This window comes from Riemerella anatipestifer, from assembly GCF_009663465.1.
GTDB classification, from domain to species: domain Bacteria; phylum Bacteroidota; class Bacteroidia; order Flavobacteriales; family Weeksellaceae; genus Riemerella; species Riemerella anatipestifer_C.
The window spans coordinates 334,525-346,301 of record NZ_QXHU01000001.1 but is presented as its reverse complement, the minus strand read 5'-3'; the positions used below and the strand labels follow the sequence as shown (position 1 = coordinate 346,301).

9 protein-coding genes and 1 pseudogene are annotated in these 11,777 nt (G+C 32.7%); 5 read left to right on the top strand and 5 right to left on the bottom strand.

Features of this window, described 5'->3' with window-relative positions:
- The first annotated feature begins 6 nt into the window (after positions 1 to 6).
- Complete coding sequence (locus tag D1003_RS01525) at positions 7 to 609, top strand: MarC family protein (RefSeq protein ID WP_014937163.1); 603 nt, start codon at positions 7 to 9, stop codon at positions 607 to 609.
- A gap of 14 nt (positions 610 to 623) precedes the next feature.
- A complete protein-coding gene (locus tag D1003_RS01520) occupies positions 624 to 818 on the top strand; it encodes a hypothetical protein (RefSeq protein WP_015345573.1) in 195 nt (64 codons plus the stop codon).
- A 45-nt stretch (positions 819 to 863) separates the two neighbouring features.
- Here the strand turns inward: D1003_RS01520 and aroB are convergent, their stop codons facing one another.
- The 4 genes and pseudogenes from aroB to D1003_RS01495 all read right to left on the bottom strand — a co-directional run bounded on the left by aroB (position 864) and on the right by D1003_RS01495 (position 7,921).
- Entirely contained in the window at positions 864 to 1,907 is a 1,044-nt protein-coding gene (gene aroB, locus D1003_RS01515) for a 3-dehydroquinate synthase (protein WP_153935443.1), read from the bottom strand.
- 846 nt (positions 1,908 to 2,753) lie between these two features.
- A pseudogene (locus D1003_RS01505) lies at positions 2,754 to 3,419 on the bottom strand (IS1595 family transposase).
- Positions 3,420 to 3,671: 252 nt separating this feature from the next.
- Entirely contained in the window at positions 3,672 to 6,470 is a 2,799-nt protein-coding gene (locus tag D1003_RS01500) for an aminopeptidase (RefSeq protein ID WP_260393267.1), read from the bottom strand.
- 92 nt (positions 6,471 to 6,562) lie between these two features.
- Positions 6,563 to 7,921, bottom strand: coding sequence for an orotate phosphoribosyltransferase (locus D1003_RS01495; protein WP_153935441.1), 1,359 nt, complete (start codon positions 7,919 to 7,921; stop codon positions 6,563 to 6,565).
- 156 nt (positions 7,922 to 8,077) lie between these two features.
- Here D1003_RS01495 and D1003_RS01490 point away from each other — a divergent pair, with 156 nt between their 5' ends.
- From D1003_RS01490 to purN, 3 genes are all read left to right on the top strand, one after another.
- Positions 8,078 to 9,100 (top strand): 3-oxoacyl-ACP synthase III family protein, encoded by a 1,023-nt coding sequence (locus D1003_RS01490; RefSeq protein WP_153935440.1) that lies wholly within the window; start codon positions 8,078 to 8,080, stop codon positions 9,098 to 9,100.
- A 133-nt stretch (positions 9,101 to 9,233) separates the two neighbouring features.
- On the top strand, positions 9,234 to 10,223 hold the full coding sequence (purM, locus tag D1003_RS01485; RefSeq protein WP_153935439.1) for a phosphoribosylformylglycinamidine cyclo-ligase: 990 nt from the start codon (positions 9,234 to 9,236) through the stop codon (positions 10,221 to 10,223).
- Between the two features lie 14 nt (positions 10,224 to 10,237).
- Positions 10,238 to 10,813 (top strand): phosphoribosylglycinamide formyltransferase, encoded by a 576-nt coding sequence (gene purN, locus D1003_RS01480; protein ID WP_153935438.1) that lies wholly within the window; start codon positions 10,238 to 10,240, stop codon positions 10,811 to 10,813.
- Positions 10,814 to 11,068: 255 nt separating this feature from the next.
- Here purN and D1003_RS01475 read toward each other — a convergent pair whose 3' ends face one another.
- Positions 11,069 to 11,770, bottom strand: coding sequence for a VIT family protein (locus D1003_RS01475; protein ID WP_185148326.1), 702 nt, complete (start codon positions 11,768 to 11,770; stop codon positions 11,069 to 11,071).
- Between the last annotated feature and the right edge of the window lie 7 nt (positions 11,771 to 11,777).

Here is an 11,777-nt window from a genome sequence, read left to right as displayed (position 1 = left end):
TACAAAATGGAGTTTTTAGAAGAATTTTCGCTTAAAGAGTCAATGACGAGTTTTATGGTGTTGTTTGCCGTAATAGACATTATAGGTTCTGTTCCTGTTATTGTGTCGTTAAGGAAAAGATTCGGACATATAGAGTCTGAAAAGGCGTCTGTTGTATCAGGTATTCTAATGATTTCCTTTCTTTTTATTGGAGATAAAATTTTGCAGTTTATTGGGGTAGATGTTAATTCATTTGCGATAGCAGGAGCGTTTGTGATTTTTGTAATTGCTTTAGAAATGATTTTAGGAATAGAAATCCACAAGGCAGGAGAGGTTAATGCTGCTTCTATAGTTCCTATTGCATTTCCTTTGGTCGCAGGAGCGGGGACGCTAACTACTACTCTTTCGTTAAGAGCAGAATATCATATTGTAAATATCATTATAGGTATATTACTCAATATTTTAGTGATTTATCTTGTGCTTAAATCTGCTAACTGGCTAGAGAAAAAGCTTGGAGATGCTACACTTATGATTTTCCAAAAGGTATTTGGGATTATATTATTAGCTATTTCTATAAAACTATTTACAGCTAATTTTGCACAACTGATAGCAAACTATATCAATATCTAAAAAGTGTTATGAGTATGAAACTAGTATATAAAATATTTTTAGTGTTATTTGTTGTATTTATAGGTCTTAACCTTTATGCAATAGATTGGGAATTAGGATTTATGGACAATGAGAATACCAAATTTGTATTTTCTATTTCTGCAGCATTACTGGGGGTGCTTTTAGTTTTTGTACTCAATACATGGAGTAAGTTATCTCCTAAAAAATAAAATTGAAAGAGGACTTTTCAAAACAGAAAAGCCCTCTTTTTTTATTTACTTCTCTAAACTTCTGTAGTAATCAAGTGTAGAAATTACTTGTTCTTCTTCCACCTTATAATCAAATAAACAACTACCTATCCCATTGATGAGTGCGAAATTAATAATGCCATCTTGATTTTTCTTGTCGTTTTTCATTAGGTTTATAATGCTGTCGTTAGAAAACTCTTTTATAGAAATATAAGGGTAAAAACGAAGCAAATGTTTCTCTATATTGTGATAAGTTTCGTTGTCTATAAGCCCTTCTGTAAGGGCAAGGTAGCTTTCTGTAATCATACCTAGAGCTACGGCTTCACCGTGAGGGATAGGTTTTTCTAGTGCCATAAAAAGGCTTTCCACGGCGTGTCCGATGGTATGCCCAAAATTGAGCGTTTTTCTGACATTTTGTTCCTTGAAGTCTTTATTTACGACCTCTTGCTTTATTTTCATAGAAGTTTCTATAAAAGGAGCAACGCTTTCTGGCGTGAGTTCGGTAATAGAGCTTAAAGCGTCCCAATGTTGCCTATCAGCTATGAGACCGTGCTTTAGCATTTCTGCAAAGCCACTTCTTAATTCAACAAAAGGTAATGTTTTTAAAAAATCTGTATAAATAAATATCTGTTCAGGAAGAGCAAAAGTCCCTACGATATTTTTAAGGTATTGGTGGTCTATTCCTGTTTTTCCGCCTATGGATGCGTCACACATAGAGAGGAGCGTGGTTGGGAGGTTGATAAAACTAAAACCTCGTTTGTAAGTAGAAGCAATAAAACCACCTAAATCGCTAATAACACCGCCACCAAGGTTGATGAGCAATGATTTCCTATCTACTTTGAAGTCTGAAAGTATCTCCCAAATTTGTACGGCTGTACTGATGTTTTTATTTTCCTCACCAGCTTCTATTTCTACAATTTCAAAATGAATATCGGTCTGTAAATTTCCTAGAAGAGTGGGGAGGCAGTATTCGTGAGTGTTTTCATCTACCAAGATGATGATTTGGCTTGGCTGGGTCTTTTCTAAAAACTGATTAAGACTACTAAAATCGGAATCTAAACGACTAATCATAAGTGTTAAATTTCAGCAAAGATAACTATATTTTTGGAGTAGATATTTTAAAATAGAGCTTTTAAAAAGATGATACTATCAAGTTGAAAACTTTAAAAATGCCGTAGTTCATAAAATTCATACTCCAAAGGATAACTAAAAATACCAATAGGACAATGATTTGTTGTTTCCTATCAAATTTCCTCCAATACGAAGTAAAGGTGTAATACAATAGAAAGATACTGGTTAGAAAGTTAATAGCTCTAAATATAGAGCTTTGTTGAATATTTTTATCACAATGAAGACTAAATGAGTCAACTATATTAAAAGCTGATAAGCCTAATACTACAATAATAATTGATATTATTGGGATATCATCAAAGAATAATTTATGCACAACTAACAGTAAAACAGAACAGAGAAACGGTATAATCCAAACATGTACGGCAGCTAAGCTATAGATACGGATATAAAAATCAAGAATTCCTATTCCCCAAATAATAAAAGAAGAGAGAATTAGATTTTTAATAAAATGATAAATAAAATGAGTATTAATTTGCATTTAAATATGTATTTATTTTGGTAGTTGTTTTACTCTTGTATAGATTAAGTTCCTCCAGAAAAAATCCTACAGCAATATGAAACGTCTTACTTTCTGAGTTTTTAGCAACACTTAACATAATCAGCTCAATATCATTATACAAGTTGTCATCTATTAAAATTTCATTAGAGTTATTATTAAATTTTTCAATTACATCTTTGATGCGGGGAGAAATTTAAAAAAAATTCTAGACCAGCAAACGATTAAATTTTATATTTATTTTAGTTGTTGTTTGCTGTTGTAAAAATAAAAAATGTGGGTGACTTTTAGACAAAGTCGTTAAAAAAGTTATCCCTATTTTTTTTCAATTTCCATAACTCTTTTTCCTTTTCTTTTGGCTCTTTTCTCCACCTCCATTCGCATTCTTTTAAATGTAGTTTAAAAGTAGATTTCACGCCATTAAATGCTTCGTAAAACTCCAAAAACTTTCTATTCCATTAATGTGAACACCATTTTGATTTGAAAAACTTTTACTCTTGTCAATCCTAAAATGTTTCTCGTATCTCATATCTAAAAGTCCACTATAACCTCGCCAAACATCTGTAAACAAAATACTTTCCAATGAAACTTTTCCTCAAATAACTTTTCTTAACGTTTCACTTTTTGCATTTGGAATCAGTTCGGTATAAACCCTGCCTTCTCTTTCAAAAACTCCAAAAACAGGTTATTTCCAAATTCCTCTTCCTCGTTTCTGCGGCATATTAACCCCTCGTAATCTTCTTGCTCCAAAATAGGCTTCATCTAATTCAACTTCTCCAAAAAACAAACTCAAATCTGCTTGTTGTTTTTCAAAAATCACCTCCCTAAAAATCCTAAAATAGCGGTTGATAGTATTCCTGTTGAGTCCTAAAATTTCTGCAGTTTGTCGCATCAATATCGCTACAAAAACACTTAATTATTTTTTTTAAATTGCTAATTTTACTCCTATTCATAAGACTAGGAAACAAATTTAATCATTGTTTCCTAGTCTTAAGCCATTTATATTTTCCAGAAAATCAAGAAAACGAGTAGAGAATTGTGCGACCAATTATACGACATAATTATACTAAATCATTTAATGAATCTAGAATTTGGATACTTGCCAAAATAATTTCCTTAACCACAGTAGAATATATCAATAAATTTAATACTGAGGTAAAAATATTTTAAAAATGAACAATAGGTTTGATATAAATTTATCTTTATTAAAACCAACCTCTTCTAAGTTGATTTACTACAGCGTTCAGATTGAAGTTAAACATAAATCTAATCCTTTTAGAGTAGTCTTTAAAAGAAGGCTCAAACCCTAAGGAGGATTGTAATGGGAAGTAGATTTCAAATAAATCAGGGATAACTTTTAGACTTGTACCTGTATCCCATATAAAACGTGGGGATTGATTTTTGTTTTTATACAATCCTATATCTGCGTATACACTAATGAAACGAAATGAATGTAGGTCTATATTAACACTATTTATCCACTGGTTTGCAGTATCATTTATTGCAGATTTAAATGCACCTTCTGCCATTACAAATTGTCTAGGTGCAAGGTAATTATTGTTAGATTGCCTAATGATACTATAAGTAAAGGAATAGTTGGATAGGGAAGAAATACCAAAATCAAAGTAAGAGTTTCTCGTTTGATTCTGTAAAAAATAACCTCCAAAAAATCTTAAAATCAGTTTTTTATTTTGTTGGTATTCCCATCTATAAAAAGCTTCTGCCGAAATTTTGCTAAAATCTCCCCCCATTTGAAAATTGGTTGAAAATAGCTTTTCGTGTATGGCTTTCCTATCAGAATAGGTGTAATTTATATTAAATAGATTATACTCATCATAATCGTTTAATTTTTGCATCAATGGGCTTAAATCTCTTGTAAGATGTTGAAATGAAACTCCCAATTTTTGGTCTATTTGACTTCTCGCATCCTTGCTTAAACTAATATTAGAAAAGATACTTAATCTCCTAAAAGCTAAATCTTTATTGTAATGAAAATAAGCTGCACTTGCTCCAATACGCCAATTTTGAAAAAAGCTGTTGGGTGGCAAAATATTATAGGAAACACTCGCCGAACCTGTGAGTTTATTAGTACCTGTACTGTAATAGGGCGTTACAGAATATAGGAATGGTCTGTCTAAAAGGTTACTATTACTAATGCTACTCCCAATGAGTACCTTATCATAAAAATTATAATTTAGCCAAGGCGAAATATAAATTTCCTCGTATTCTGGATTGGGAATATCGGTATAGAATTTTAGCTTTGGCTTTTTCATATTATAGAATATCCCTTTGGTATAGAGGTAGTTATTCCTAACATTGTATTCGGGAAGGAGATAATCATCGTTAATTACAATTTTTTCTACATCGGTTTGTGGAATAAGATAGATTTCTTTCTTTTTATTTGAAGAATCGTACCAGTAAAGACTATCCTGATTATCAGAGTTTGTAACCTTTAGTTGGAACGGAATCTTTTCCTCTGTATTTTTATGAATATGAACGAGCAATCTATTTTCTTGCTTTTCAACCTTTTTGATTTTAAAGTCTAATCTATTTTTTTGTTTGATGAAATTGGCTACAAAGTTTGCAGAATATTTGGATTCTATGATGAGCTGATTTAAAAAATCTTCTTTATTGATAACTGTTCCGTTATGTTCTGATAAATATCTTTTTAAAAAATTATTAAACTGATTTACGTCCATTTTTTCAGCAATAAAGTTGAACAAACTTCCAGCTTCCATTTGGCTTACTGCCATAGTATTAAAGTTACTCATTAGTTGGAGTGGAGTGTCTATGGGCTGGTCTAGATTTTGGCTAGTAATGTATTGATAAATAATCCCATACCGCTCTGTAAGTTTAAGTTTAGAAGCGTTACTCCATTTTAGAGGGCTTATTTTAAAAAGAGTGAGTTTATCAGGTAATTGCCCTAAGAGTTTTTCATCGTTATAAACAGTCTTTAAATACCTTATTTCTAAATAAGTTTTTAGTCCGTTTTCAATCCAATGAGCGTTAAGATTATCTGTTTGTAAAAGATGTTCTATACACTTTTTTGAAATGATAGAGAAATAATTAAGGTCGGTTTTTTGAGCATCACTGAACATTTTAAGTTTAAATTTCCCGAACTTAAAATCATCAATTCCTGCAAAGTTATTTTCGTTTTTAGTTCTTTCACTTATGAGTATTTTGTTAGGCAATTTACCTAGACTTTCTTCTATGAAATTGAGTTGAAGTGGTACATAAAAATAGAGCGACTGTTTTTCTTCTTGCTTTATAGGGTAGGCAAACTCTACCAAAGTATTTTTGTGGATTATTGTGAAGTTTTCCTCATTATTTTTTAATGAAATTGCAAATTCAGGATCTGTATTTAGAGTTCCTGTAAAGTGATTTGGCTGAACTTCTTGCAGATTGCTACTTGCTTTAAGTAAAGGGTTATCTAATTGTACGTCCCAAAAAACACCTATATATTGTTTTTCGTCCAAATTTTGGAAATGTCTTGGTGTATAGCTGGTATTAGGAACCAGAAAGAAATACTTTAGTAAAGCTTTTTCCTTTTCTGAATCCCAGCCTATGCCTGTGTATTTGGAGTGTGGAAGTTGTAGTTCGTAGATTAGATTCAGTTCTATTTTATTATCTCTACTTTTGATATTTTCTAATGGAATAGTAATAATTTCTTGGTCAAGATTGGTATATTTTTCGCCATTGATATTTAAACTTTTTAGATAGCCTCTGTCTTTTGGTTTGGAAAAATAGAGGTCAGTTTTTCTAGCTTCTAGCATTCTTTTAGCTAGGGTGGTGTTTTTGGGTTGATAAGCTGCTATCCAGTTTAGAAGCTGAAGGTTATCCGATTTTTCGTTTTGATAACGAACTATTTTTTGATTGATAATAACTCTATTTTCTTTCGTTTTGGGAAAGGAAACTTTAACCCAAACACTATCTTGCTGAGCTTTTACAGCAAAACTTAGAATAGAAAATAAAAATATTAGAATAGATGGTAATGCTTTATTCACAATTTAAAAATGTTGCCAAAGATACATTTTTAGATGATATAAAAGGGAAAAAGAGCTATCATAAATATTTCTATAATAGCTCTTTGTGATTATTATAACGATTCTTGATAAGCCTTCCAACCCTCTATTTTATACTTTAGAGAGGCTTGTTCTGCGTCATCAGATTTGTAAATACCTCTACCTACGATTATAAAATCGGTATGGAGTTTTTTAAAGGCGTATTCAGGTGTGTTGTATTGTTGTCCTTTAGAATCGCCTTTGTCTTCAAGATTGATACCTGGCGTGAAAAGAAGCATCTCTTCAGGTAAAGCATCTTGAGAAACGCCACCTATAACATTAGGGTGCGTTTGTGCAATTTTAATAGCTTTTTCACGATAGTTAGCATCTGTAAGCGTACCTTCGGAGGACATTCCTAAAATGGCAATCACACCCGAATTTAAGAAATAATCTAATGAAGATGCTCCGCCAATCACTTGTGAAGTAATTAAATCAGCCCAAGACGAAATGCGATACACTCCATAAGAATACTGTAACTCTTGAGTGTTCCCAATATCCGCAAACTTTCGGTCTTCCATCAATAAGAAATTATGCTTTTGTGCTAAATCTTTGAGAGGAAGTATGGTATTGTCAAAATCAAAATCGGTAATGATGTCAATATGCGTTTTTAAAGCTACGATATTAGGTCCTACCTTGTCGGCAAAGTCTAGTAGTTCCTTAGTTGTAATAACATCAGCAGAAGCTATAAGGTTAGATTGTTTTTCTAAGGCTATTTCTAATAATCTTTTGGCAACGGGCTGTTTAGCGTGAGCAATTTTAGACTCATAAGAAAGTCTCTTTTTCTCTTGAAACTGAATCGGATTTCCGTCTAAAAACTGATTTATTTGCGTTATTTCCTCTGCTGATAATAAATTTTCTTGGTAAAGTATTTCGCATACTTCTCTTATTCCAAATAGTGTATGCACACGGTAACCTTGCTTTTCTAATAATTCTTTTCCGCCTTGTTCTCTATCTAGCACTACTACAATGTCGGTTACTTTAATCCCTTCTTTTTCAATTTCAGGGATAGTTTCAAGCAAAGATTTGCCGCTAGTAATTACGTCTTCTACTAAAAGACATTTTTGTCCTTCCTTATAAATTCCTTCTATTAGTTTTTTAGTACCATAGGCTTTAGCTTCTTTTCTTTTAATGATAAGTGGTATTTCACTCTCTAAAGACATTGCTGTTGCCATAGGCAGCGCCGCATAGGGCACACCGCATATCAAATCTGCATCTTGCGTATTTGTGAGATTCAGAAGGTAAGAAGCTAGTTTTTTCAGAATTTTAGGGTTAGAAGCTAATGGTCTTAAATCCACATAAAATGGACTTTCTATACCACTTTTTAGTGTAAACTTTCCAAATTTGATAATTCCTAGTTGATAACATTCTAGGAAAAATTCTTTTTTTAGATTCATTAGATTAGGTTTTTGCAAAGTTAGTATTTTAGACCTAAATCTAAAAATTTTCACAAAACACTTTGGTTTAATAGTTTGTATGTATTAAGACTAAATAATCCAAAACATTTTGAAGGTTATTATCAAAACATTACTTTTGTTATTTTAAATTAGGTTATGAAAAAAAGTATTATTAAAGGATTAGGCTATTATGTTCCTGATAATGTAGTAACTAATGATGATTTATCAAAACTAATGACCACTAATGATGAGTGGATAACAGAGAGAACAGGGATTAAAGAAAGAAGACATCGTAAAAATAGATATGATACAGAAGAAACTACGGCTTATCTAGGTTTTAAGGCTGCGGAAAAAGCAATTAAAAGTGCAGGATTGGAGGCTAAGGATATAGATTATATTATCTTTGCTACACTATCTCCAGATTATTATTTCCCTGGTTGTGGGGTGCTTTTGCAAGAAATGTTAGGTTGTAATACTATAGGAGCATTAGATGTTAGAAACCAATGTTCTGGTTTTGTTTATGCTATGAGTGTGGCCGATGCTTTTATAAAAGCAAATGTTTATAAAAATATATTAGTTGTAGGTGCCGAAATACACTCTTTTGGATTAGATTTTTCTGATGAAGGTAGAGGTGTTTCCGTTATTTTCGGAGATGGGGCAGGAGCAATGGTTCTATCAGCTTCCAATTCTGAAGATTCGGGAGACATTTTAGCAGTTAATATGCATTCTGAAGGGAAATATGCAGAAGAATTAGCCGTGAAATTTCCAGGTACTAAACACGGTTGGAGCGACCGCCTACTGAACGATACCAATGCAATTACCAAGCAAGAGCTATACCCTTATATGAATGGTAATTTTGTGTTTAAACACGCGGTTACTCGTTTCCCTGAAAGTATCTTGGAAGCGTTGGATAAAGCGGGGAAAAGGGTAGAGGATTTAGATATGTTGATACCTCACCAAGCTAATATTAGAATTGCACAGTATGTTCAGCAATTACTTAAATTACCTGAAGATAAAGTATTCATCAATATACAAAAATATGGTAATACAACGGCTGCTTCTATTCCGATTGCTCTTTGCGAAGCTGTAGAAAGAGGAAGAATAAAAAGAGGCGATTTGGTTTGTCTTGCTGCTTTTGGTAGTGGATTCACTTGGGGAAGTGTCTTATTTGAATACTAATCAGATACTTTTTTAATACATTAAGATTAAGGCTTGAAATTAGATATACATTTCAAGTCTTTTTTAGTACATTATAAATAATTTCTCGTTTTTCATTATATTTGTGGACTAATAAAAAAATAAAAAGTTAAAAATGAGTAATACTTACAAATCTGCTGGCGTAGATAAGGAAGAAGGATACAAAGCCGTAGATAAAATAAAATCTGCCGTAGCTGAAACTCACAATAAAAATGTACTTAATAATTTAGGGAGTTTTGGTGCATTTTATGAAATTTCTAATTATAAAAATCCTGTTTTAGTAAGTGGTACAGATGGAGTAGGAACAAAACTGAAAATCGCTTTAGATACCAAACAATATTCATCTATAGGGATAGATTGTTTTGCGATGTGTGCCAATGATATTTTGTGTCATGGAGCTCAACCTTTGTTCTTTTTAGACTATTTGGCTTGTGGAAAACTAGATGCAGATGTAGCAGCAGAAATAGTTTTAGGAATGGTAAAGGCTTGTAAGGATAACAATTGTGCTTTAATTGGTGGTGAAACTGCCGAAATGCCAGGAATGTACCAAGTAGGCGATTACGATGTGGCAGGTTTCTGTGTGGGAATTGTAGAGAAAGACCAAATTATAGATGGTTCTAAAATTGAAAAGGGTCAGACTATTATTGCTTTGCCAAGTTCTGGTTTTCATTCTAACGGTTTTTCTTTAGTTAGAAAAGTATTTCCTGATTTTTATGAAGAGTTCAATGGAGAGCCTATTTATAAGACTCTTTTAGAACCTACAAGGTTATACTATCAGCCTATTCATAAACTAATGAAAGAGGTAGATTTAAAAGGAATTGCACACATTACAGGCGGAGGACTTATAGAGAATGTTCCTAGAATTATACCTGATGGATTATGTGCTAAAATAGATACCTCAAGAATAAAAATCCCTGAAATTATGCTAGAATTAGAAAAAAGAGGTAGTGTGGAAAGAATGGAAATGTTCGGCACATTCAATATGGGCGTGGGTATGGTAGTTGTGGTAGATTCAGCGGATAAAGATAAGGTATTATCTCTTGTTGAAGATGCTTACGAGATAGGTGTTATAGAAGAGCATTCAGAAAAAATTGTACTACACTAGACTTGTCTAAGAATATGAAAAATATTGTAGTCCTAGTTTCTGGTTCGGGGAGTAACCTCCAAAGATTGATAGAAGCAATAGAAAACAAAGAAATTAGCAACGCTCAAATAAGTATGGTGGTTGCAGATAGAGATTGTTATGGTTTAGAACGGGCTCGTAACCACGGAATAGAAACTTTAATGATTAAAAGAGGAAAAAACTTTTCTTCTGAATTAAAAGAGCGACTTCCTAAAGATGTGGATTTGATTGTTTTAGCGGGTTTCCTATCTATCATAAAATCACCATTAACTGAAGAGTATCAGGGTAGAATGATTAATTTGCATCCCTCATTATTACCAAAATTCGGAGGTAAAGGTATGTGGGGAATGAATGTTCACGAGGCCGTATTAGAAGCAGGAGAAAAGGAAACGGGTGCTACGGTACATTTTGTAACTTCTGGAATAGATGAAGGAGACATTATCTTACAAGATAAAGTTGAAATAACTCCTAATGATACCGCTGAAAGTATAGCTGCTAAAGTACACAAGATAGAGTATGAAATACTGCCTAAAGCAGTAGAGATTATCCTGAATGATTTAGGTAAAGTTTAAATGATTTATATTAAACTGATTTAAGCTTTTTTGGAAAATAAAAAAAGAGTTGACGAAATTTGTTCTACAAGAACATAATCATTTTAAAGTCAACCCTGTGGTGTATAAAATACTCAACGAAGCTACAATAAAAAGATATTAGATTAACAACGGCTAGTTTTTAAATTCCTAAGCCTAAAGAGGCAAATATTTTAACTAAAAATAGACTATCTAAAAGACAGTCTATTAAGTATAATTTTTAATGGAACTTACTTATTATATATTAACACCAAATAAATAACCTACTAATGCCGATAATCCCATAGCTAAAGTTCCCCAAAGTGTGATTCTTAATACGGCTCTTACTACATTAGCACCACCTGTTTTTGCAGAAATAGTTCCTAATATAACAAGGAAAATAATGGTAAATCCGTAAAGGAAGTACTCCATATTTTCTACAGGAGTAAATAAAGTTACTAGAAGAGGCAATACACCTCCTACGGTAAATGCAGCTCCTGAAGCTAATGCCGCCTGTGTAGGGTTAGCTTGGCTAATCTCATTGATGCCCAGCTCGTCTCTTATGTGTGCCGCCAAAGCATCAGCTTCCGTTAATTCTTTCGCAACCTGTAAAGCAGTATCTTTTTTCAGACCTCTTTTTTCGTAAATCTGAGCTAAAATTTGAAGTTCCAATTCTGGGTTTTCTTCTAATTCCTTAATCTCTCTAGCAATATCAGCCTTTTCGGTATCAGTTTGAGAACTTACAGAAACATATTCTCCTGCTGCCATAGAAAGAGCTCCTGCTACTAGACCTGCCACAGTGGCAAGAACGATAGGCTCTCTTGTAGTACTTGCAGCAGCAATTCCTATCGCTAAACTGGAAATAGAAATGATACCGTCATTAGCACCCAGTACGGCTGCCCGTAGCCAGTTGCTTCTGTGTATGTAATGGCTGTCTAAATAGTTTTCAATAGTTGTCATATTTTTG